Origin of the sequence: Halogeometricum sp. S3BR5-2 (assembly GCF_031624635.1) — an archaeon.
Lineage (GTDB): Archaea > Halobacteriota > Halobacteria > Halobacteriales > Haloferacaceae > Halogeometricum > Halogeometricum luteum.
Genome location: NZ_JAMQOQ010000004.1, coordinates 58408 through 79121 on the forward strand (window position 1 = coordinate 58408; position 20714 = coordinate 79121).

Here is a 20714-nt window from a genome sequence, read left to right on the forward strand (position 1 = left end):
GACCACAGAGGGTTGAATTCGGCCGATCTTGGAAGTTCCACGAAGCGAGAGCCGACCGTCGAATCGAGCGACTAGCTCCAAGGGTTCTACACCCCCTCCACGCCCACTACTTGCGGGGAGCGGTGTCAGTGTACTGTGTCGAAAACGCGTTACAGGCGCCTCGTACCGCTGAAACGCTCGTTCGACGGGGTGTACGGCTATCCCACCGCGAAAAAATGACAGCTTCAGTATCTAACTCTCGATGTGAGCCACACGGCGATGTTGCCGACCTACCGGCGAAGACGAGCGACCGTTCCCGAGGGGAAGAAAATCGGTATTAGATACCGACCGTCTACCACTGCCACTCCTCGCGCGGGTCGACGCTGTCCTCCGCGCGGTCGAACACGTGTTCGCCGTCCACGAAGACGTGCTGGGCGCTCGTGTCGAACTGGTGGAATGGACCGTCCCAGACGACGATATCGGCGTCGGTTCCCTCTTCGAGTGTGCCGACGCGGTCCTCGATACCCAGAATTTCCGCGGGGTTGCGCGTGACCACGTCCAAGGCGGCTTCTTCGGGCAGACCCTCGCGGACGGCGAGGCCGACGCAGACGTCGAGATGTCGCTGGGGGACGACCGGCGCGTCGGTCTGAACGGCCACTTTCACGCCCGCCTCGTGGAGGATGCCCGGCGTCTCGAACGTGATGTTCCGGAGTTCGTACTTCGCGCCGGAGTACAGCGACGGGCCGCAGACGGCGGGGACGCCGTGCGTGACGAACTCCTCGGCGACGAGGTGACCCTCCGTCGCGTGCTCGATAGAGAGGTCGTCGATACCGAACTCCTCGGCAATGCGGAAGACCGTCACGATGTCGTCGGCGCGGTGGGCGTGGACGCGCAGGGGGAGGTCGCCCTCCACGACGCGGGCGAGGTTCTCCATACCCAAGTCGCGGTCGAACGGGTCGCCCTCTTCGGCGGCCTTCGAGCGCTTGTCGACGTAGTCCTCGGCGTTCATCAGCGCCTGTCTGAGCGTCGCGGCGACGCCCGGTCGGGTCGAGGGCTGGCGGTCCTTCCGTTCGCCGTGGAAGCGCTTGGGGTTCTCCCCCATGGCGGCTTTCATCCCGTCCTCGCGGATGAGCATCCGGTCGGCGATATCGCCGTACGTCTTCATCGAGCAGATGACGCCGCCGACGACGTTCCCCGACCCCATCCGCGCGGAGACGCTGGTGACGCCGTTCTGGAAGGCGTACTTCAGTTCCTCGTCGCGCGGGTGGAAGCCGTCGAGGGCGTTGACGTGCGGCGTGACCGGGTCGGTCCCCTCGTTGTAGTCGCCGTCCTCGGGTTCGCCCCATTCGGCCATCCCGGCGTGACTGTGCGCGTCGACGAGGCCGGGGGTGACCGGCGCGCCGTCGACGTCCAACTCGGTTGCCTCGTCGGGTGCGTCCACGTCGCCAACAGCGGCTATCTTCCCGCCTTCGACGAGTAAGTCCCCTTCGACCGTTCCCCGGTCCGTCGCCGTGTGGAGCGTCGCGTTGCGAATGATGTGCATACGGCCCGGTCGCGGGGGGTGTACAATACGTTTCGGTTCGAAATACGCCGGTCGATCAGCCACTGCCTCGAAGTACGGGAAGCTGCATTCCCGTATTTACACGTGGATCAAAACAACTTGATAACGAGACAGAGGCCTGTGTTCGGTTACAAATGAAGTTCAGCGGCGTATAGAGTCGAATATCGATATTTGGTAGTGGTTCATCTGTTGTATATCTACTTTTCCTTACTGAGAATACGTATCCTAGTTTTTCGTAACTAGATACCGTCGTATTCCCCGTACTGGTCGTACGCTGACTCTATCGATTTCGCCAACGGGCGAGCCGCGTATAACGGCTGTGTAGCTGTAACGCCGGAGAGAATCAGTCGACCGACGAAGACAGGTGCATCCGCGAGGCGAGCCCTTCGTCTGCGAAGACCCCGTTAGACAGAGGCGCTCGAAGGGGTTGATCGGCGTTCCCACAGAGAACGGCCTATCGCTCCGGTCGCCCCTGTTCGGCACCGAACCCGACGACCTCGGGTTTCACCCCTCCCATGATAGAGAGCGGATGAACGATAAATCCACCATGGAGAGCACGAACCACCTCGGCCCGGACGGAACGATAGACTCAACGTACGCGGTCCGACCGGTCGTCATCGGCCGCACGGGCGGTGACGAGTCCGGCCGAGGAGAGAGCGACGGCGACTCCGAAGAACGCTGGCGCTCTGACGGTAAGCCGGGTCTGCCTGACGCCATCGAGGTATGGAGTGTGAGGAACAGTACAAAAGAGGACCGCCGAACGAACCCGTCCAGTAAGGGGGAAAACGGCGAAGTGGTCGGCCCCCCGTCTTCGGGAATTCGCGCTCGTGGCCTCCTGATTACCTGCGTCACGGGACGAAGTCGAGCACGCGCTCGACCGTCGCCGCGGCGTCGGTCGACGGCGAGTACTCGAGGCCGACGTAGCCGTCGTAGCCGGCGTCATCCAGCGCCTCGAAGATTCGCGCGTAGTTGAGTTCGCCCGTTCCGGGTTCGCGTCGTCCCGGCACGTCGGCGACGTGGACGTACCCGACGAACTCGACGTGTTCGGTCAGGTTCTGGATGACGTTGCCTTCGGTTATCTGCTGGTGGTAGACGTCGAAGAGGACTGAAACTGCGGAGCTGTCCACCGCGTCGACGATTTCGTACGCCTCGTAGGAGGAGTCGAGATAGTACCCGGGGTGGTCGACCGGATTGTTGAGCGGTTCGACGACGAGGTCGATACCCGCCGCCTCCGCGGCGGGCGCGGCGTCCCGGAGGGCGTTGACGACGGCGCGGTGTTCGGCGCCCGGCGGCAGGTCGTCCCGCTCGGGGCCGACCGTGACCACCAAGGCGTCGACGCCGACCGCCTCGCCCAGTTCGACCGAGCGTTCGAGGTCCGAGACCCCCTCCTCGTGCAGCGAGGGGTCCGTGAGGCCGGGTCCCTCCCCCTGCGTGTTGGCCGCGACGCCGACGCACGTCGACGCCGACACGGAGACGCCGTGTTCGTCGCAGCGGTCGCGGAGGGTTTCGGCGTCGACGTCCTCGATACCCCAGAACTCGACCGCTTCGAGTCCGAGGTCGGCGACTTCCGCGACGGCGTCCACCGGGTCGTCGACTCCGAACACCATGTTGGCGTTCGCGCTGACGGTGAAGCTCATTCGGCCACCCGCTGTGATTCGCCCGTCTCCAGGGCGCGCTCGACCGCGAGGGTCGTCTCGAACGTCTTCCGCGCGTCCTCGTACGGCGACCGCAGGAGCGACTCGTCCCGCGTCTCGACCGCCTCGACGAACGCCCGCATCTCGGTGTCGTACGGGTCGCCGTCGCCCTCGAAGGCTACCTCCTCGCCGTCGACGGTGCCGACGAGGGTGTCGGCGCCGATGTCGAGTTCGAGCGAGAAGCCCTCGCCGGTCAGACTGATCCCGTGGGAGAACCGCGCGGAGGTGGACGTGGCCGAGACGTGGCTGATCGCGCCCGTCTCGTGTCGCATCGACGCCGAGGTGGAGTCCTCGAAGTCGAGTTCCTCGTCGTGCACTTCCTCGCCGCCGACGGCCGACACGGACTCGACGTCGCCGGCGAAGTACCGGACCGCGTCGTAGGTGTGTGTCGCCTGCTCGACGACCTGCCCGCCCGAGAGGTCCTTCTTCCGCCACCAGTGGTCCGCATCGCCCGGGATGCCGCACCACCAGTGCCCGTCAACGAGCGCGACGGTTCGCTCGCCGACGAGTTCCGTCGCGCGCTGAACCAAGTCGACGTATCGGACCATGTGACCGACCTGCGCGAGGCGGTCGGACTCGGCGACGGCCGCGGCGTTCTCGCGGACGGTCTCGCTGTCCAGCGCGAGCGGTTTCTCGACGAACAGGTCGGCTCCGTGCTCGACCGCGAGCCGCTCTTGATCCTCGTGTGCGAACGGGGGAATCCCGACGACGACGGCGTCGAAGTCCGCTTCCGCGTACATCTCGCGGTGGTCGGTGAACGCCGCCGCGCCGTGCGTCTCCGCGGCGGCCGTCGCCCGTTCGTCGTCGATGTCGCAGACCGCGACGACGTCGGCCCGCTCGTTCGATTCGAGGTTGTCGAGGTGGACGGACGCGATACCACCCGCACCGATAAACGCCAGTTGAACGGTCATCGACTCTCACTATCCGATGACGTGTTATCAAGTTACTGTATCTCACGCGCCGACTGGTCCACTCCGGCCTCCCCGTTCCTCGCGACTCCGATGGTCCGCTCCTGACCGCCGCGCACGGTGCGAGGAGCCTTCGCAGGACCGCCTCCATCGAGTGCTCGTCAGGCGCGTTCGTCGCTGCGCCTGTCGGATACGTCGGCTACCTCGTCTGGTATCGTTCCGGCGCCTGGGCTGACGGTCGGCGCCTCGACGGACCCGTCGTACGGAATAGGCGCGAACAACGAACCCCTCGGGCACCCCGTTCTCAGTCGGGATGAGCGCCGACCAGTCGAAAGAGCGCTCTGCCACGGGATGCGGCGGCAGCGTCACTGGCTTCGAACCCGTCGGCGTTGTCTAAAAGACGGTCCGAAAAAGCGTCCGGTTCCGGTATTACCGGATAGGTGTGTTGGTCCCCGTTTGGGACTCGCCCGAAAACATCGACTCTTCGAAGATTACTTTCAGGCGTCTCCGAGCGGTCTCCCCAGTCTGACCGTCGCGAACCTTTCCACCGACGACTATCGTTCGACTTCCTCTATCAGTCGGTGCGAATCGAACCGGCGAGTGCGGAGGTGTTTCGCGTTTCCGACGATACCGAAAGAACCTCTGACCATCGAGAACAACACCGATGTCGAGAACCGAGCGACGGACACGAGGCAGGAGAGTTCTCTCGAAGTCGAGGAGCGCCGTCGAGAATCCGTCGGCCCCCGAGATGGGCATCGTTACGCTCTTATTACTGTAACGACGCTGCCGAGGCGGAACTGCGGGATCCCGCCGGACGCGACGATTCGAATGCATCGGGAGATCAACCCCGCGACGTTCGGTACGGTTCGAAGCGCGCTTACGTTCGCGACCGTAGACCGGCGCGATCACTTCGGACTCGCGCCGCCAGCGACGCCGAATCCGGGGCGGCGGTGACCGCTCCTCCGAAGGGAGATATCTCGACGACGGTTCGGTGGAGCTAACAAGTGGCGGCGAATTTCCGAACGTTTCGGTATGAAACTACGCTCGATGAGCTCACAAGCAGAAAAGGCGGAAATATACTAAAAGATTTGAGTCTATCTCTCCCGAGAGGGGTCTCTCGAACGGAGTCGTCTCGACGAAGACCATACAGTCCGTCGATACAGGTGGCAACGGAGTGCTCGCGACGTCTCCAGCGACCTATGCTCCGCGAACGCATCTCGCGAGCGCTCGGTGACGTGACGTCGCGGCTAACCCTTACAATGAAAGCCGGCCATTTTAGGGGTGTCAGGTCGATGTTTTCGCCGTATGTCCGATAACCGCGGGAGACGGCGTTTCGAGAAACCGGTCGAGAGCTCCGGACGCTTCGGCCGAACTTCGAGACACGGCGATTTGGTGACTATTAGCCGTCGTTCGGGCGGCGGCCGGAATCACGAGGCGAGTGGGGGGAGAGAGTATGACTGAAATGCGGCGGACCGCGGTCGCACCGCTCTCCGGGGGCGGACGAAACCGCTCTCTGGCGCCCTACCTGCGAAATCGGCGACGGCGCCTAGCCGTTTCAGCCGTCGACGCGGCCGGCGGGTCGATGGAGTTGAGCGCACTCGCTCGATGGGTTACGGGGGTCGAAAAGGGCGTTCCTACCACCGTGGTGTGCGAGGAGACGGCGCGAGAGGTGTGTCTATCCCTCTACAACAACCACCTGCCCGCTCTCTGCGCACCCGCCGTCCTCGACATCCGTCCGCGGGAGTCCGTCGTCGTCGCCGGAGAGCGGTTCGCGGAGGCCGTGGGCTACCTCCGGCAATCGCGGTAGATTCGGTAGTAGGCCACGGTTACACGAACGTATTTTCATATCTCCGAGCGTAATTCCTTCTCGCGACGGTTCGGAATTATAATAGAGGGATATGAGAAATACTGCACTGATGTGGCATCTGTATCTCCAAGAATCGCAGATCCGGGCACATCCGCGGCATCACCTCCGAAGAGAAAGAGTCGGACCGGAGTTACAATATTAGCTATGTAATGCCACGACGCCCGTTTCTAAATGGTACGCTTCGGCTCGGCTATCCTCAATATATCCGACGATATCGGATAGTTGCGTTCGGTCGAGATCACTCGCTGAGGTAGCCGCCGTCGACGGCGACGGACTCGCCCGTCATCCACGCGCCCTCTTCGGAGAGGAGGAGGACGACGACGTGTCCGACCTCCTCCGGTCGCCCCATCCGGTCGAGGACGTGGTCGTCGAGGGCGTCGGTGAGGACCTCTTCGCGGGTCCTCTCGGACTGTTCGGCGTGTTCGTCGAGCCACTGTTCGACCATCGGCGTCTCGACGGTCCCCGGTTTGACGGCGTTGACGGTGATTCCGTGGTCGCTCAGTTCCTTCGCCAGTACGGTCGTGAACGCCAGTACGGCGGCCTTCGAGGCGCCGTACGCGCCCTGTCCGGGGAACGGGCGCTCCGCGCCCACCGAGGAGACGTTCACGATGCTTCCGGCGACGCCGCGGTCGACCATCGAGGCTGCGACGGCCTTCGAGACGAGGAACGTTCCCTTGGCGTTCACGTCGAAGTGCGCGTCCCACTCCGCTTCGCTCGTCTCCAGGAGCGGAGTCGCTCGCTGGATGCCCGCGTTGTTGACGAGGCCGCGTATCGGGCCGAGTTCGTCCGTCGCCGACCCGACGGCGGCCTCGACGGCCGACGCGTCCGTCACGTCGACCTCGTACACCGCCGCCTCGGACCCCGTTTCGCGGACGAGCGAGGCCGTCTCCTCGGCGACGTCCGGTTGCGTGTCGAAGACGGTCACGTCCGCGCCGGCGCGGGCGCAGCGAACCGCGATTCCGCGTCCGATACCCTGCGCGCCGCCGGTCACGACCACGTGTCTGTCGCTCAGACGGTCGTCTGTCTGCGTCGTCATAGTACCACTATCGAGAGCGACTATAAATAGATGCGCGGGTCGCCCCGCTTCTCCTTACTCCCGTTCGGCGACGACGGGATTCGTCAGCGTCCCGATTCCCTCGACCTCGATTTCGACGGTGTCGCCGGGTTCGAGCAGTTCGGGCGGGTCGCGGAAGATGCCGACGCCGCCGGGCGTCCCCGTCGAGATGACGTCGCCGGGTCGCAGCGTCGTGATGCCGCTGATGTACTCGACGACCTCTCCGACGTCGAAGATGAACTCCTCGGTGTTCGACTCCTGCTTCGTCTCGCCGTTGACCCGGCAGGCCACGTCGAGTTCGTTCGGGTTCAGTTCGCCCTCGGGGACGAGCGTCGGCCCCATGGGGGCGAACGTGTCGTAGCTCTTCCCGCGGAAGAACTGCTCGTCCTCGAACTGGGCGTCGCGTGCGCTCACGTCGTTGACGGCGGTGTAACCGGCGAGGTACTCGGAAGCATCCTCCGCGGAGACGTCTTTGGCCGTCCGGCCCACGACGATGCCCAACTCGACTTCGTAGTCGACCTGGTCGACGTCGGCGGGGTGGACGATGGGGTCTTCGGGGTTCGTCACCGACGTGTCGGACTTCCCGAACAGGAGCGGTCGCTCGGGTATCTCCTCGTCCTGCTCCTCGGCGTGGTCGTGGTAGTTGAGGCCGACGCAGACGATCTTCCCCGGACGCGGGACCGGCGCGAGGAGCTTCGCTTCGGACGTCGGAATCGCCTCGTCCTCGGCGGCTTCGACGGCGTCCTCGACGAGGCGGAGGAAGCCGGGGCTGGTGAGGTTCTCGTAGGAGACGTCCTCTCGGAGTCCGGCCAGCGGTACGATGTCGTCGTCGCGGCGCACGCCCCACTGCGGACCGCCGCCGTTCGTGTATCGGGTGAACTGCATCGTGCGTGAGTGACACCGCGCGGTACCTAACTGTTGTGCTCCCGGTCGAATCCGGGGCTACGAGTAGGTGAGGTTCACCTCGACGACGTTGGCGCTCCGGAGTATCTGCTCGGGGACCTCCTCGGTGAAGCGCTCTTCGCGCATTCGGCTCTTGGGGCCGGAGACGCTGACGGCCGCGATGGCGTACCCGTCCTCGTCCGTTATCGGCGCGGCGACGCAGCGCATCCCCTTGACTCGCTCCTCGTCGTCGTAGGCGTACCCGCGCGCTCGGACTTCCTCCAAAACGTCGAACAGTTCGTCCCTGTCGGTTATCGTGCTGTCGGTCACCTGCGGCAGACCGTGTCTGTCGAGTATCGCCTCCACCTCCTCGCGCGGCCGGTTGGCCATGATGGTCTTCCCGAGCGCCGTCGTCTGGAGGGGGACGCGCATCCCCGCGTGCGTATCTAGCTGAACGGCGTCCGGACCGCGGGAGCGGTAGAGGAACACGCCCATGCCGTGCTCTTCTATCATCAGATTCGCGTGCTCGCCGGAGATCTGCGCGAGTTGGTTTATCTCCGGACGCGCTATCTTGAACACCTTCTTCCGGGAGCGCGCCTGGTCGCCCAACTGGAGGAAGCGCGTGCTCACGTGGTAGGTGTCCCCCTCCTTGATGAGGTACTCCTCCTGTTCGAGCGTGCGGAGGTGGTCGTGCACGGTGCTCGTCGGCTTGTCGAGCCGCTGTGCGACCTCCGAGACGCCCGCCCCGTCGAGCTCCCGCAGGAGTTCGATGAGCTCGAAGGAGACTTTGACCGCCTTGATTGGTGCCGTGCCTGCCGTGGTCTCTATCACGATTGTTTCGATAAATCGTTCCGTCATCGTCGGACAAGTAGGAGAGACGGAACCAGAATATTAATCGGGGAGGTACTCGAAATCGAAATAAGCATGACAGATTCCGGCGGACGCGTGGAAGAGCTGGTCGACGCGCTCACGCGCGAGGAGAAGGTGAGCTTAGTTCACGGCGCCGTGGACCCAGAACGAACCGCGACGGGATACCTACCGGGCGTCGAACGGCTCGACATCCCCGAACTGAAACTGGCCGACGGACCCCTCGGCGTTCGCGTTCCCGGCCAGACCGCGACGGCCTTTCCGGCCTCCATCGCCCTCGCGGCGACGTTCGATTCCGAACTCGCCGGACGCCAGGGCGTCGCGATGGGCCGCGAGGCGAAGGCGCGGGGGCAGGATTCGATACTCGGACCCGGTCTGAACCTGGTTCGCGTTCCCCACTGCGGGAGGAACTTCGAGTACTACTCGGAGGACCCCGTGCTGACCGCCGACTTCGCCGCGGCCGCGGTGGAGGGCATCCAGTCCGAGGACGTCATCGCGACGCCGAAGCACTACGTCGCCAACAATCAGGAGACGAAGCGACTGCGCGTCAGCGCCGAGATGAGCGAGCGGACGCTTCGGGAACTCTACCTCCCCGGCTTCCGGGCGGCCGTCGAGGCGGGCGCGGGGTCGGTGATGACGTCGTACAACCGCGTCAACGGGACGCACATGAGCGACCACCGACGCCTGCTCACGGACGTGCTGAAAGACGAGTGGGGCTTCGACGGCTACGTCGTCTCCGATTGGTTCGGGACGAACAGCGTCGCCGGGTCGGCGAACGCCGGTCTCGACCTAGAGATGCCGGGTATCACCTTCGAGGAGTTGAAGGACGCCTTCCAGATGGACTCCGACACCGACCTGTTCGAGGACGCCGACGGCGAGGCGCTTCCGGGCCCCGACGCGAAGGCGGGACTGTTCGCCGCTTCGTTGGCAGAGGCCGTCGAGTCGGGCGAGGTGCCGGAGTCACGGCTCGACGACATGGTGACGCGCGTCCTCCGACAGATGGAGCGCGTCGGCCTGCTTGACGGTGAACGCGACGATGGCGCCGTCGACACGCCCGAGCACCGGGAACTCGCCGAGACCATCGCTGCGCGGGCGACCGTCCTCTTGGAGAACGATGGCGTCCTCCCCCTCGACGCCGACGCGGACGTGGCGGTTCTGGGCCCCGGCGCCGAGGACGCGATGCTCGGCGGCGGCGGGTCCTCGGAGGTCGAGTCGGCGCACGAGACGCCGACGCTGGACGGAATCCGAGCGCGCTCCGAAGGGATCGTGGAGTACGCGCAGGGCGTCGCGAAGATTCGGACGCCGTCGTTCTTCGACCGCGAGTCGGAAGAGGAAGCGGAGACCGGCGACGACGAACTGAGCCTCGACGAGGCCGTCGAACGCGCCGCCGCGGCGGACGTCGCCGTCGTCGTCGTCCGGGACGCGAACTCGGAGGCCGAGGACCGCGAGAATCTCCGACTGCCCGGCGAGCAGGACGAACTGGTCGAAGCGGTCGCCGAGGCGAACGACCGGACGGTCGTCCTCGTGCAGTCCGGCGGCCCCGTCGAAACGCCGTGGCGCGAGGACGTCGCCGCCGTCGCGGTGACGTGGTACCCCGGACAGGCCGACGGCGACGCCGTCGCCTCGGTGCTGTACGGCGACGCCGACGCCGCAGGTCGCCTGCCGGTCACGTTCGCGCCGGAGGGGTCGTACCCGGCGAACACCGAAGAGCGGTTCCCGGGCGTCGACTACGAAGCAGAGTACGACGAGGGCGTGTTCGTCGGCTACCGCCACTTCGACGCCGCCGAGGAGGAACCGACGTACCCGTTCGGCCACGGCCTCTCCTACGCCGAGTTCGCGTACGGCAGCGCCGAGATGGCCGACGAATCGACGGTCGACGTCGAGGTGGAGAACACCTCGAACCGCGACGGCCGCGAAGTCGTGCAGGCGTACATCTCGGCGCCGGCCGTCGACGGCGTCGAGCGACCGACGCGCGAACTCGCGGGCTACGCCTCCGTAGAACTCTCCGCGGGTGAAACGGCAATAGTGAGCGTCTCGCTGGGCGAACTGGCATTCCAGCGGTACGACGAAGACGACGGGTGGACGACCGACGAGGGCGAGTACGCCGTCGAAGTCGGACGGTCGTCGCGGGACATACAGGCGGAGACGAGCGTTTCGCGGTAGTAGGACCGCGTCGGCGACGAATCCTCCTTCGTCCTCGTCCGCATCGAAGCGGAGAACCGAAACCGGACGGCGAGAAGCCGTCCGAACCGAACGAGCGGGAAAAGCGAAAATCGAGACGACGGGCTACCGGTCGACGGGGAACGCGTGCGACCCGGCTCCGACGTTGAGGAGCGACGTCCCACACCTTTCCGAGTCGACGGACACCGGAGACGTAGTTGCAGATGCAGTGGTCGATCGGGACGATCGAATCCTCGAACGGACAGACCGGCAGGCGTTTCCGTCGTCCCGTGGTGCCGAGGAGCGATGTCGCGGGCGCCGTTCTCGCGGATGACGGAGAACCCGAGCACGGATCGCAACTCCTCTCGGAACGTCGCCCGCCACGCGTCGAACGCTGATCCAGTCTCGCCGTCGTAGCCGAGGGGTCGGTCGTGGGTCCGGAGGACGCGGGCCGTCCACCGGTCGTGGTCGTAATCGAACGGTCGGTCTGTCATGCAAATCTCGCTCTCCATCGACAGTGGCGAGTCGAACTATTAGTCGCTATCGCTCGACCGGTGGGGTCGAAGGGCGGAGCGAAGCGAAGCAAATCGGGAACCGGAGGACGCGCGGTCACGCATCCGACGGCGGCCGCCTCCTTCGCGCCTCTTCAGCCCTCGACCAGCCATCCGATGGCGTTGCGGAGGAGGCGACGGTACGCCTCGTTCTCGAACGCCTCCTCCGTGTGTCCGAGCGAGGCGTAGCAGACGCGGCCGTCGCCGTACGGGCGGACCCAGACGACCGGGTAGTCGTCGAGGTCGGGGTGGTCCATCCGGGCGAGGACGGTCACGTCGTCGTCCGCGGTCACTTGGTAGGGTTCGTCGAACACCTCGAAGTCCGTAACGCCGTCGACGACGGGGTGCTCGGCGACGACGTCGACGCCGAACTCGGACTGCTCGGGGTGGGTGAGAAAGTGCCCGCCGACGAGTTCGCGGAGTTCGGGGAACGGTTCGTCTCTGTGAGCCAGTTCGCCACCGCCGGCGTGCACGCTCGTGAGGTCGGCCGCGCAGTGGAGGCCGAGGTAACCGCCCCCGTCGCGGACGAAATCGAGAAGTCCCGCCAATTGGTCGTCGGTCAACTCGCTGTCGGTCAGGTAGTCGACGACTAGGTCGTACCCCGAGAGGTCGATGAGGTCGTCTCTGTCGGTCGAGCGGGTCACCTCTGCCGCGTCGCCGAGGGCCGATTCGATGTGCGGACCCATTTCTTCGAGGTCGTGGAACGGGAACGTCATCTCGCCGATCAGCAGTGCGGTCGGTCTTTCCATGGCGCCCGGTTCGCCGCCCGCCGAAAAAGTCGTTTCGATGCCGCGAACTGCGGCTCCGACGGCCACCCTTCGCGTCACCGAGTCGGGCGTCGAGTGTTACGGGACGCCGAAGCGGCCGAATCAAAGCCGCCGCCGCGGGAAAAGCTACTTGTCGCTCCCCCGTGACCCTCCGGCATGGAACCAGTATCTGTCGGTGTCGTGGGTTGCGGAGCCATCAGCGACGTCTACTTCGAGGCGTGCGAGCGGTTCGACGCCCTCGACGCCGTCGCGTGCGCGGACCTCGACGAGGACCTCGCCGAGTCGAAGGCGGAGGAGTACGGCGTGCCCCGCGTCCTCTCGACCGAGGAACTGCTCGAAGACCCCGACGTCGACGTCATCGCCGTTCTTACGCCGCCGGCGTCGCACGGCGACCTGCTGTTGGCGGCGCTCCGAGCGGGGAAGCACGCCTACACGGAGAAACCGCTGGCGGCGGCGCGCGAGCAGGGCGAAGCGGTCATCGAAGCGGCGTCCGAGCGGGAACTGACCGTCGGCGTCGCGCCGGACACCGTGCTCGGGACGGGCATCCAGACCTGCCGGGACGTCCTCGACGACGGCGTCATCGGCGACCCGGTCGGCGCGGTGGCGTTCTGGGCGAACCACGGCCACGAGAGCTGGCACCCGAATCCGGACGGCTTCTACCGTGAGGGCGGCGGCCCGCTGTTCGACATGGGGCCGTACTATCTCACGTCGCTCGTGACGCTGCTCGGGCCGATTCAGTCGGTCGCGGGCACCTCGCAGACACCGTTCCCCGAGCGAGAGATAACCAGCGAACCGCGGCGCGGCGAGCGGATTCCCGTCGAGGTGCCGACGCACGAGACGGCCGTGCTGACCTTCGAGAGCGGCGCGACCGGAACGCTCCTCACGAGTTTCGACGTCTGGGGCTCCGAACTTCCGGGGTTCGAGATACATGGAACCGAAGGCACGCTGAGCGTGACGGACCCGAACCGCTTCGACGGGTCGCCGCGCGTCCACTTACGTGACGACGAGGAGGGCGAGTGGCGCGAGGTGTCCGTCGAGCGCAGCCACCCGGGCCAGCAGCGCGGACTGGGCCTCGTCGACCTCGCGCGGTCGCTGTCGTCCGACTGGGAGCACCGCACGAACGGCGAGGTGGGCTATCACGTGCTGGAGGCGATGGCGGGCATCCGCGACTCGGCCGGCGAGGGGGAGTACGTCGACCTGTCGGCGGGGTGTGACAGACCGGCGCCCGTCCCGGACGGGTTTCCGAGGGTCGATTCGACGTCGAGTGTGGGCGGACGTCGGGAGTAGCGGGGCCCGTTGAACGGGGCTACGCCGCCAACAGCGGTTCGAGTCGGGCGGCGAGCGCCTCGCCGATTCGAATCATCGCGTCGTCGCCGGGGTGAACGAGGTCCGTCGTCATCCCCGCGGCCGTCGGGAGCAGGTCCGGTCCCTCGACGAGGTGAACGTTCTCGTGGCCGCAGTCCGCGACGGCGTCTCGGAGCGTCTCGCGGAACTCCTCGGCCAGCGCCGCCTCCCCGTCGTCGGCGAGATAGTCCCGCGCGTGGGGGAACAACGTGATGCAGGCGACGGGCGTCTCGGGGTGCGCCGCGGCGACGGTGTCTATCATCGACGCGGCGCGCGCTCGGAACTCCTCGACGGAGAATCGGCCGACCATGTTCACCGATAGCGACAGCGTCGCCACGTCCCAGTCGTCGCGGGCGGCGATGTGCTCGGCCATCGCCGGGTCGCAGTACGCCGTTCCGCAGGAGCCGAGGTTCACCGCGTCGGCGCCGAGGCGGCGCGCGGTCTGGTTGACGTACGTCAGCGTCTCGGCCGACGGCGCCTCCCCTTCGGTGATGGACGTTCCGTACGCGAGATACCGGCGGTCCGGCACCTCCTCGGCCGTCGGCGGGCGCGCGTCGCCCTCGACGCCGTGGAAGTAGACGTGACCGCCGCGGTGGTCGCCGGGGAGAACGAGTCGGCAGACGTTCGGCGCGAACCGGAGACCCTCTTCGACCGCCGGGCGCAGGTTCGAGAGTTTCTCGGGCGGAGACAGCGTCACCGTTTGCGGACCCTCACCTATCACCACCTCCTCGCCCGCCGCTTGGAAGTCGCCCCAGAACGGTCGGACGAGACTGTCGCGGACGTCCGAGGAGAGCGTCACCTCGACCGGACCCTCGGGGACGAATCGGAGTTCCGCGCCCGCCGGGTGACACATCCGCGTCCGCGCGCCCTCGTTCAGTTCCGTCCGGACCGACTCGGGGACCCGTTGGAGCCGACGGCCCTCGCGCGATTCGACCCGTTCGAGCGCCGCCACGTTGTGAAACCGGATGCCGTCTGCCTTCATCGGAGTCACGTTCCCGGCCGGAGCACTTAGCGGTACCTCCGGGGAGGCCGAGGCGCGGACTCTGGCGTCAGTCGCGGAGCGACGGCGCCGCGAACTGCCCCTCGTCGAACTCGATTGGCGACGCCTCCTCGACGACGCGCAGGTCCTCGCGCTCTCGCGCCTCCTCGACGAGCGCCGTCGAGGCGTACACTCGGTGGAGGTGCATTGTGTCGGCCGCGCGGACGACGCGGACCGTCTCGGGGTCGACGACGCCGATGGTCGACAGCGACGCCACCAGACCCGCGCGGTCCGTCGCGACCACCGGCGGGAGTCGCACACCCCGAATCGTCGAGGCGGTGAGCGCGTTGATGAGCGTCGTCTGCGCGTCCAGTTCCGCGGCGATGTCCTCGTGAATCACGTCAGCCGACCCGACGCCCATCGCGTTCCCGTGCGTCTTCTCGGTCAGCCCCCGGGTGTAGATGCGCTTGATGTCCGGGCTCTCCGGCGCGGGTTCGTTGATGGCGAAGGGGCGACGGCCGATGACGTTCGTGTCCATCCCCTGCCCGCTTATCTCCTTGCCCTGCCGGTCGAACACCACGACGTCGAGTTCGTCGAACGGCAGTTTCGGCATGAGGTCGTAGGCGAGTTCCAGCAGTTCCCGCTCGCGGTCGAGAAAGCCCGACGGCGGGACGCCCTCTACCAGCGTGGTGTCGTCGTGTTGGTCCTCGACGACGGCGACGCCGCCGACGATAGGTAGGGAATCGAGGAGTTGCTCGGTTATCTCCGGAATCATGTTCCGGAGCGACCAGTCGACGGCCCACTTGTGGGCTATCTGCGCGCCGCGCTGTTTGCCCATGCCGATGACGAGCATCTTCGAGAGACCGCTCTCCACCTCGCCGTCGAAGTCCGTGTGGGGCTTGACTCGATTGATGGGGATTATCGCGTCCGCGTCGGCGGCGTTGGCGTCGGCGACGACAGGCACGTCGCGGTCCGGCGTTCGCCCCACCTCCACCACGTCCATGCTGGAGCGAATCTCGCAGCCGATACGCTCCTCGGTCACGCCAAGTTCGTTCAGCATCCCCCGCTGTCCCTCGCCGGTCGCGCCGCCGTGACTCCCCATGGCGGGGAAGACGAACGGCTCGTACCCGGCGTCCGAGACGGCTTCGACGACGCCCGCGACGATTTCCGGGAGGTTCGCGATGCCGCGGCTGCCGGCGCCGAGAGCGACTTCCCCTCCCTCGGGAACGTCCGCGAAGGAGAGCGATTCGACGGCGGCCGCGGCCGCCGCGGCCACCTCGTCCGACGGAATCGGGTCCGTCTCCCACTGCTGTTCGATAACCCCCATCTCGGGGAGGGGCGGGTCGCCGCACGCCTCGACGATGACGTCCTCCGGGACCGACAGCCACTCGCTCGGGTTCGCGTCGTCTGTGTTCATGCTAGGCGCGACGGTCGAGTTCGACATAAAACTGCGGGAGGGGCGCGGGGCGGGCGCGAGCGGGGTCGTCCGCGGGCCGCACCGCGCGGACGCGTTCAGTCAACGTTCAGTCGAGGTCGAACACGTCGAGACCGGTTCGCTCGTCCAACTGGTGCGTCAGCGGCGTCTCGCCTCTCGTGAGCACCATCTCGAACGTCCCCGAGACGCGCGCACCCGAGCAGTGCCCGCCGAGCGACTCGAACTCGCGGTCGGCGACCTGGATGTGCGTGTGAATCTTGTCCGGGCCGACGTTGCCGAGGAAACTCGTCACCTCGAACTGCCCGGTGAACTCCTCCTCGGCGTACTCCTGTTCGTCCACGTCGTAGTGGCCGAGCGTGACGGTGTCGACGGCGCCGATACCGGTCAGAAAGGCGTTCTCGATATCGAGTTCCTCGCGGACGGTCGCCAGCGAGTCGAGCACCCGTTCGCCCGGGTCGAGTCGCACGACGACGCGGTCACCTTCTTCGACGTAGTCCATGCGGTCTCCTCTCGCGGGTCTGCATAAAGTGTTTTGCCGGCGACGAGTCCGAAAGTCGGTCGCCGTCCTCGCGTTCGAAGCCGTTCGGGCGGGACCACGGGAGCGTTTTCCGAAAGGCCTTCGTCGGACAAGTCGACCCAGTATCGTCGTAGCGAAGTTCGATTACACCACTACGCCTGTAACGAGTGCGGAAATACGATTATCTCGGATTTTTGGTCACGCGCCGACCGACGTTCCGGGAGGCCGAACGCTCCGTGGGTCTCGTTCCCACAGTATTATACTGGTGGCACGCGACCGTAGTCGTATGACGGCAGAAGAGGGGTCGAAGTACGACGCAATCGTCGTCGGCGTGGGAGGCGTCGGGAGCGCGGTGGTCTACGAACTCGCGAGGAGAGGGAAGAACGTGCTCGGACTCGAACGGTACGACATCCCGCACTCGCGGGGGTCTTCGCACGGTCAGACGCGAATTATCCGGCGGGCCTACCACGAGCATCCCCAGTACATGGCGATGATCGACCGGGCATACGACTACTGGGAGCGACTCGAGGACGAGTGCGGCGAGCAACTGCTGTTCAAGACCGGGTCGGTCGCCGCCGGCCCCGCGGCGAGCGACCTGGTGTCGGGGGCGCGGCGGACCTGCGAGGTGCACTCGATTCCGCACGAGCGAATCGGCGGCGCGGAGGCCTCCGAACGGTTCCCCGGATTCACGCTCCCGGAGGAGTACGAAGTCGTCTACCAGGCCGACGGAGGGTTCGTGCGGCCCGAGGCGGCGACCGTCGCGCACGTCAGACTGGCGCGGGAACTCGGAGCGACCGTCGAAACCGAGACGGAAGTCACCGACTGGCGGTCGACGCGGAACGGCGTGCAGGTGACGACGGAGAACGGACGGTACGAGGCGGACCGCCTCGTCGTCGCGGCGGGTCCGTGGCTCGGGAAGGTGGTCGACTCGCTGGCGTCGGCGGTCAGTCCGGAGCGGCAGGTCCTCAGTTGGTTCCGACCGAAGCGAGCCGAGGATTTCGCCCCGGAGACCCACCCCGTGTTTCTCGTCTCCGACGGCGAGGACATCCACTACGGCTTTCCGACCTACGGCAGGCCCGGCGTGAAGTTCGGTCGCCACTACCACCTCCGCGAGCGAATCGACCCCGACGGGATGGACCGGGAGGCCACGGCGCACGACGAGGCGATACTCGCGGAGGCGGCGGGGCGATATCTCGCCGTGGACGCCGACGAACCGCTGGGCTTCGAGACGTGCATCTACACGAACACCGCCGACCGGGACTTCATCGTCGACACGCTTCCGAACCACTCCGACGTCGTCGTCTTGGGCGGGTTCTCCGGGCACGGGTACAAGTTCGCCGGCGTCCTCGGCGAACTCGGTGCGGAACTCGCGAGCGGCGAGGAACCGTCTCTCGATATCGGTCCGTTCGCCATCGGTCGGTGACCGGCGGGTGCGGTCTCCGTTGTCGGTAGGTGGCTCAGGGATAGGAATTTGAAACAATACCTTGCATAGAAGGGCTTTATTCGTGGATTTAGCCGAATTGGGGAAGGAAGTGTGTTCCAGTTCCCGCTCTGATAGTCGGGTTGTTCTCCGAATCCAGCTAGCCTTGGTAGACTCCGAGTGTCAGGAGAGACCTGTTGCTCACCACCGGACAGACGTCGAAATGAGGAGGTAGTCTATCCAATTCTTGTCCGTGTGATTGAGTGGAGTCCTGTCACGTCGTGAAATCTCCGTGAAACCAATCGTCGAAAGCTCCCGATATCGCGCTGGCGTCAGGTGACCCATTCTCGCTTGGCCCCCAGAATAATGGTTACAGCATCAACCTTGGTGTAGTTATCGTACTCGCTTTTGATACCGCAGTCTCAACTAAGAGTCTATTCCGGTTTGTTTGGATGTTAGTTATAAATACCTCGAACGGATATGGAGAGGTTGCGGTATTGTTCGCAACAATTTGAACAGGCACAGTCTGCTTCGATGGGGCGTCTGAACAACACCAACGCAACCCGCAGTCAAGAGAACGGGAGTGAGTACGACTGCACTAGTTTTCAGCGCTCACATTACGTTGATCTCTCATCTTGGCTAACTAAGCTATTGGTTCTGCCATACAATGTATATTTGACACTACTGAGCAAGCACAAACTCGTCTACTGAAGTTCTTCGACGAGCCTTGATACTGCCTCATCGACGATACCATCTCGGAGCCGACCCTGCCAGAAGTCGATGTCCTCGTAGCTAATCGACTGGATGCCCCACGGGACGATTCGACTCTCCTCGGGCATCCCACCATACACCCAACTCTCGGCGGGAACGTCGAGTAGCCCGTCAATCCACGACTTCGTCGTGAGCGTCAGTGCGATGTACTGCTCGCCGTAGAACGGGCGTCCTTCGTGGTTTGACAGGATAAGCCAGGGTCGAGAATTCTCTGCGCCTTTGAACGGGTCGTCACCGTGGACGACGTCGCCCCGCTCGAAGACCGGTTTCGGCTCTTCGTCGGTCACGACTCGTCCTCGACGCTCGGGTGTGGTTCCTGCGGTGCATGCTCGCGCCAGGATTCTGTATCCTCCGCACCCAGTTGCTCGTTGAACAGAGCCGTTGCTCGTTCGTACCCGCTATATCCGGCGAGGCGCTCAGCGTCGTCGGTCACTGCCCAGTACGTCGCCTTGTGTTCGACCAGACCACGATCCTTCAATCGTGAGAGGGCTGTACTGACGGCCCCTTCGTCGAGTTCGAGTTGGGAGGCAATCTCGCGTGCCTTGAACGCGCGGTCTTCGTGTGCGGCGAGGAACCCGAGAACGTGGTCAGGAGTGGAGAGGTCCTTTAGCTCGTCTTCGGAGGCGTTCTCGAACGTTTCTCGGTCGATGGACATGGTCACTCGTAACTGGGCGTTCGAGTGATATAGGAGTTCGGTATGAAAACACTGAAAATACCGTAATATATGAGACTGAGTGGGTGCTGCTAACCGCTATTGGATAGCTTTTGCGCTTCGATTCGAGTCCGCACGCATTGAGAACCGCAGTCTCAACTACTGCTCAGAGAGAGACCGAACGCGGCCCGCTCTCGTCACGACCCGGAGGTGAGGGCGATGCCGACGAGGACGACGACGCCGCCGGCGACGGTGAGTTCCGTCGGCACCTCGCCGAGGAGGACGAACGCCAGCACGGTGCTCCCGATGGGTTCCGCGAGGAGCGAGACGCTGACCACGCTGGAGTCGACGTGCGCCAGCGCCCAGTTCAGGACGGTGTGACCGAAGACGCCGGGGCCGACGGCCATCGCGAGGAACAGCAGCCACTCGTGCGGGGGATAATCGACCACGGGAGTGCCGGTGGCGACGACGAGTGCGAGTAGTACGACCACGCAGACGGAGTAGACCAAGACGGCGTACGGGAGGAGGGGAACGCGCTGGCGGAGGGAGCGCCCGGTGAGGAGGTAGCCGGCCATGCAGACGGCGGCGGCCAGCGCCAGGGCGTTGCCGTAGAGCGGCGCTCGTCCGGTGACTGCCACGCCGGCGACCGCATCCCCCAGCGACATCACCGCGATACCGCAGAGCGCGAAACCGACGCCGAGCACGGTCCCGCGCGTGACGCGTTCGGAGAGGAAGACCGCCGCGCCGGCGGCGACGAAGAGGACCTGGGCCTGGACGATGGTGACCGAGGCTGCGACGCTGGTCCACGCCAGACTCTCGAACCACGAGGCGAAGTGGAGAGCGAGGGCGACACCGGCGGCGCTCGCCGCGAGCCAGTCCGTACCCGAGAGGCGACGAAAGGCGCCTCGATGCCGCCGAACCGCGAACGGAACCAGTAGAACGGTCGTAAATAGGACGCGGTAGAGCGCGACGACGAGGCTCGGGGCCGAGCTGTACCGAACGAGAATCGCGCTGGTGCTGACCGCGAGAACCGCGAGTGCGATCATCGGAATCGGCGGAAGCCTGTCCGCGAGTCCGGAGACGGCACCAGTGCGCACGGGCGTAGGAACGGCGACCCGGCGCATAAGCGTGTGGATACCGTCCGGCGCTCTCGACCCGATGGACGGTCCGGGGTGGCGTTCGAAACCGGCGTTGGGATTCAAACGGCATTTGAGCACGTATTCGCACGATATATGTCTGTACATTCCAGGTATGAGCGCACTTTTAGAGAATATACTACCACTTCACCGACCGTTCTCTGCGGGCC

Annotated in this window: 17 protein-coding genes and 1 pseudogene; 5 read left to right on the forward strand and 13 right to left on the reverse strand. The window is 65.4% G+C overall.

What is annotated here, in order from left to right; translation table 11 throughout:
• Positions 1-331: 331 nt before the first annotated feature.
• On the reverse strand, positions 332-1522 hold the full coding sequence (locus NDI79_RS15005) for an amidohydrolase family protein (protein WP_310929383.1): 1191 nt from the start codon (positions 1520-1522) through the stop codon (positions 332-334).
• A 382-nt stretch (positions 1523-1904) separates the two neighbouring features.
• Here NDI79_RS15005 and NDI79_RS23630 point away from each other — a divergent pair.
• Positions 1905-2156, forward strand: a pseudogene (locus NDI79_RS23630) (rhamnogalacturonan endolyase family protein); the annotation flags it as partial.
• Between the two features lie 232 nt (positions 2157-2388).
• On the opposite strand, the gene NDI79_RS15010 reads toward NDI79_RS23630, so the two are convergent.
• Together NDI79_RS15010 and NDI79_RS15015 are read right to left on the reverse strand one after the other, a co-directional pair.
• A complete protein-coding gene (locus tag NDI79_RS15010) occupies positions 2389-3177 on the reverse strand; it encodes a hydroxypyruvate isomerase family protein (RefSeq protein WP_310929385.1) in 789 nt (262 codons plus the stop codon).
• Positions 3174-4145 carry a Gfo/Idh/MocA family protein gene (locus NDI79_RS15015; protein ID WP_310929386.1) on the reverse strand — a complete coding sequence of 324 codons (972 nt, stop codon included), beginning with the start codon at positions 4143-4145 and terminating at the stop codon, positions 3174-3176. Before NDI79_RS15015 ends, NDI79_RS15010 begins: the two co-directional genes overlap by 4 nt.
• A gap of 1459 nt (positions 4146-5604) precedes the next feature.
• Between NDI79_RS15015 and NDI79_RS15020 the strand changes: the two genes are divergently transcribed.
• Positions 5605-5949 (forward strand): DUF7344 domain-containing protein, encoded by a 345-nt coding sequence (locus NDI79_RS15020; RefSeq protein ID WP_425499622.1) that lies wholly within the window; start codon positions 5605-5607, stop codon positions 5947-5949.
• Between the two features lie 298 nt (positions 5950-6247).
• Here the strand turns inward: NDI79_RS15020 and NDI79_RS15025 are convergent, their stop codons facing one another.
• Genes NDI79_RS15025 through NDI79_RS15035 form a run of 3 tightly spaced genes read right to left on the reverse strand, consistent with a single transcriptional unit; the run spans position 6248 to position 8803 of the window.
• Positions 6248-7045 carry an SDR family NAD(P)-dependent oxidoreductase gene (locus NDI79_RS15025; protein ID WP_310929388.1) on the reverse strand — a complete coding sequence of 266 codons (798 nt, stop codon included), beginning with the start codon at positions 7043-7045 and terminating at the stop codon, positions 6248-6250.
• 54 nt (positions 7046-7099) lie between these two features.
• The gene (rhcF, locus tag NDI79_RS15030; RefSeq protein ID WP_310929389.1) at positions 7100-7948 is read right to left on the reverse strand and encodes a 2,4-diketo-3-deoxy-L-rhamnonate hydrolase; all 849 of its coding nucleotides are present in this window, start codon (positions 7946-7948) and stop codon (positions 7100-7102) included.
• 57 nt (positions 7949-8005) lie between these two features.
• Positions 8006-8803: an IclR family transcriptional regulator gene (locus NDI79_RS15035; RefSeq protein ID WP_310929390.1), complete on the reverse strand. Its 798-nt coding sequence runs from the start codon at positions 8801-8803 to the stop codon at positions 8006-8008.
• Between the two features lie 66 nt (positions 8804-8869).
• Between NDI79_RS15035 and NDI79_RS15040 the strand changes: the two genes are divergently transcribed.
• The gene (locus tag NDI79_RS15040; protein WP_310929391.1) at positions 8870-10975 is read left to right on the forward strand and encodes a beta-glucosidase; all 2106 of its coding nucleotides are present in this window, start codon (positions 8870-8872) and stop codon (positions 10973-10975) included.
• 643 nt (positions 10976-11618) lie between these two features.
• Here NDI79_RS15040 and NDI79_RS15045 read toward each other — a convergent pair.
• Positions 11619-12272: a ThuA domain-containing protein gene (locus tag NDI79_RS15045; RefSeq protein WP_310929392.1), complete on the reverse strand. Its 654-nt coding sequence runs from the start codon at positions 12270-12272 to the stop codon at positions 11619-11621.
• A 174-nt stretch (positions 12273-12446) separates the two neighbouring features.
• Between NDI79_RS15045 and NDI79_RS15050 the strand changes: the two genes are divergently transcribed.
• Complete coding sequence (locus tag NDI79_RS15050; RefSeq protein WP_310929393.1) at positions 12447-13577, forward strand: Gfo/Idh/MocA family protein; 1131 nt, start codon at positions 12447-12449, stop codon at positions 13575-13577.
• A 19-nt stretch (positions 13578-13596) separates the two neighbouring features.
• Here the strand turns inward: NDI79_RS15050 and NDI79_RS15055 are convergent, their stop codons facing one another.
• The 3 genes from NDI79_RS15055 to NDI79_RS15065 form a co-directional block, all read right to left on the reverse strand.
• On the reverse strand, positions 13597-14616 hold the full coding sequence (locus tag NDI79_RS15055; RefSeq protein ID WP_310929394.1) for an SGNH/GDSL hydrolase family protein: 1020 nt from the start codon (positions 14614-14616) through the stop codon (positions 13597-13599).
• A 67-nt stretch (positions 14617-14683) separates the two neighbouring features.
• On the reverse strand, positions 14684-16030 hold the full coding sequence (locus NDI79_RS15060) for a nickel pincer cofactor-dependent isomerase, group 22 (protein ID WP_484494545.1): 1347 nt from the start codon (positions 16028-16030) through the stop codon (positions 14684-14686).
• 106 nt (positions 16031-16136) lie between these two features.
• A complete protein-coding gene (locus NDI79_RS15065) occupies positions 16137-16547 on the reverse strand; it encodes a PPC domain-containing DNA-binding protein (protein ID WP_310929396.1) in 411 nt (136 codons plus the stop codon).
• A gap of 304 nt (positions 16548-16851) precedes the next feature.
• On the opposite strand from NDI79_RS15065, the gene solA reads away from it, so the two are divergent.
• Entirely contained in the window at positions 16852-17988 is a 1137-nt protein-coding gene (solA, locus tag NDI79_RS15070) for an N-methyl-L-tryptophan oxidase (protein WP_310929397.1), read from the forward strand.
• Positions 17989-18689: 701 nt separating this feature from the next.
• On the opposite strand, the gene NDI79_RS15075 is transcribed toward solA, so the two are convergent.
• The 3 genes from NDI79_RS15075 to NDI79_RS15085 all read right to left on the reverse strand — a co-directional run bounded on the left by NDI79_RS15075 (position 18690) and on the right by NDI79_RS15085 (position 20454).
• The gene (locus NDI79_RS15075) at positions 18690-19043 is read right to left on the reverse strand and encodes a type II toxin-antitoxin system PemK/MazF family toxin (protein WP_310929398.1); all 354 of its coding nucleotides are present in this window, start codon (positions 19041-19043) and stop codon (positions 18690-18692) included.
• Positions 19040-19411, reverse strand: coding sequence for a MarR family transcriptional regulator (locus tag NDI79_RS15080; protein WP_310929399.1), 372 nt, complete (start codon positions 19409-19411; stop codon positions 19040-19042). Before NDI79_RS15080 ends, NDI79_RS15075 begins: the two co-directional genes overlap by 4 nt.
• A 194-nt stretch (positions 19412-19605) precedes the next feature.
• Complete coding sequence (locus NDI79_RS15085) at positions 19606-20454, reverse strand: DMT family transporter (RefSeq protein ID WP_310929732.1); 849 nt, start codon at positions 20452-20454, stop codon at positions 19606-19608.
• Positions 20455-20714: the final 260 nt, after the last annotated feature.

What these genes read in the sequence shown, in the direction of transcription:
- NDI79_RS15005 (WP_310929383.1), bottom strand. Translation starts at nt 1,522, where the DNA reads ATGCACATCATTCGCAACGCGACGCTCCACACGGCGACGGACCGGGGA.
- NDI79_RS15010 (WP_310929385.1), bottom strand. Translation starts at nt 3,177, where the DNA reads ATGAGCTTCACCGTCAGCGCGAACGCCAACATGGTGTTCGGAGTCGAC.
- NDI79_RS15015 (WP_310929386.1), bottom strand. Translation starts at nt 4,145, where the DNA reads ATGACCGTTCAACTGGCGTTTATCGGTGCGGGTGGTATCGCGTCCGTC.
- NDI79_RS15020 (WP_425499622.1), top strand. Translation starts at nt 5,605, where the DNA reads ATGCGGCGGACCGCGGTCGCACCGCTCTCCGGGGGCGGACGAAACCGC.
- NDI79_RS15025 (WP_310929388.1), bottom strand. Translation starts at nt 7,045, where the DNA reads ATGACGACGCAGACAGACGACCGTCTGAGCGACAGACACGTGGTCGTG.
- rhcF (WP_310929389.1), bottom strand. Translation starts at nt 7,948, where the DNA reads ATGCAGTTCACCCGATACACGAACGGCGGCGGTCCGCAGTGGGGCGTG.
- NDI79_RS15035 (WP_310929390.1), bottom strand. Translation starts at nt 8,803, where the DNA reads ATGACGGAACGATTTATCGAAACAATCGTGATAGAGACCACGGCAGGC.
- NDI79_RS15040 (WP_310929391.1), top strand. Translation starts at nt 8,870, where the DNA reads ATGACAGATTCCGGCGGACGCGTGGAAGAGCTGGTCGACGCGCTCACG.
- NDI79_RS15045 (WP_310929392.1), bottom strand. Translation starts at nt 12,272, where the DNA reads ATGGAAAGACCGACCGCACTGCTGATCGGCGAGATGACGTTCCCGTTC.
- NDI79_RS15050 (WP_310929393.1), top strand. Translation starts at nt 12,447, where the DNA reads ATGGAACCAGTATCTGTCGGTGTCGTGGGTTGCGGAGCCATCAGCGAC.
- NDI79_RS15055 (WP_310929394.1), bottom strand. Translation starts at nt 14,616, where the DNA reads ATGAAGGCAGACGGCATCCGGTTTCACAACGTGGCGGCGCTCGAACGG.
- NDI79_RS15060 (WP_484494545.1), bottom strand. Translation starts at nt 16,030, where the DNA reads ATGAACACAGACGACGCGAACCCGAGCGAGTGGCTGTCGGTCCCGGAG.
- NDI79_RS15065 (WP_310929396.1), bottom strand. Translation starts at nt 16,547, where the DNA reads ATGGACTACGTCGAAGAAGGTGACCGCGTCGTCGTGCGACTCGACCCG.
- solA (WP_310929397.1), top strand. Translation starts at nt 16,852, where the DNA reads ATGACGGCAGAAGAGGGGTCGAAGTACGACGCAATCGTCGTCGGCGTG.
- NDI79_RS15080 (WP_310929399.1), bottom strand. Translation starts at nt 19,411, where the DNA reads ATGTCCATCGACCGAGAAACGTTCGAGAACGCCTCCGAAGACGAGCTA.
- NDI79_RS15085 (WP_310929732.1), bottom strand. Translation starts at nt 20,454, where the DNA reads ATGATCGCACTCGCGGTTCTCGCGGTCAGCACCAGCGCGATTCTCGTT.